We start from the raw sequence: 968 nt of genomic DNA on the forward strand, positions 1-968 counted from the left end.
CGGCACCGAAAGCGTGGCCGCCGGCGAATTGAGCACGGCCACCGGTGCGCTGGCGCAGGCCACCGGCGATGGCAGCGTGGCCACTGGTGCGCTGGCTTCGGCCGAGGGTGCCGAGTCGACCGCGCTGGGGTTCTTCAGTACCGCTGACGGTGAAGGGGCCACGGCACTGGGTGCGGAAAGCGCGGCCATCGGCGCTGGCGCCACCGCGGTCGGGTTTGCCGCGCAGGCCGAGGGTGACTACGCCACGGCGCTGGGCAGTGGCAGTCTGGCCGTGGCCAATGCCACTACGGCAGTCGGTAACGAGGCGATGGCGTTCGGTCTCGGCGCCAGTGCCTTCGGCCAGGCCAGCATGGCGTTTGGCGATGCCAGTGTGGCGCTGGGGCAAAGTGCGATGGCGTTCGGGCTCGCTGACGTGGCGATCGGGGCCTCGGCCACGGCCGAAAGCGAGAACGGGGCGGCCACGGCGGTGGGCGGGCTGAGTGCGGCGGTGGCCGACGGTGCCACTGCGATTGGCGGTGGGGCCTTTGCTGTTGGAATGGGCAGCAGCTCGATCGGTCGTGGCGCCGAGAGTTATGGCGAGGCGTCCATCGCCATGGGGGCTTTCAGCACCGCCGTGGCAGACTTCAGCAGCGCGCTGGGTTCGAACTCGGCCGCGGTGGCGGTCGGCAGCGTGGCGTTGGGCGCGGGCTCGTTTGCCGACCGGGTCGATACCGTCTCGGTGGGTGCGGTCGAATATGGCTTGACCCGCCAGATCACCAGCGTTGCCGCCGGTACCGAAGGCACCGATGCGGTGAACCTGGACCAGCTCAATGCGGTGGCCGCTACCGCCAACACCACCAGCAGGTATTTCCAGGCCAGCGGCAGCGATGACAGCGATGCCGGCGCGTATGTGGAAGGCGACAACGCCACCGCCGCCGGCGAGGCGACCAATGCCATCGGCAATGGCGCCTCGGCCTTCGGCAGCGGCA

Annotated in this window: 1 pseudogene; it reads left to right on the forward strand. The window is 70.0% G+C overall.

The window, feature by feature from the left end:
- Positions 1 to 968, forward strand: a pseudogene (locus QZH66_RS17000) (cell surface protein); the annotation flags it as partial.

It is taken from the genome of Stenotrophomonas sp. YIM B06876 (assembly GCF_030711595.1).
GTDB lineage: Bacteria > Pseudomonadota > Gammaproteobacteria > Xanthomonadales > Xanthomonadaceae > Stenotrophomonas.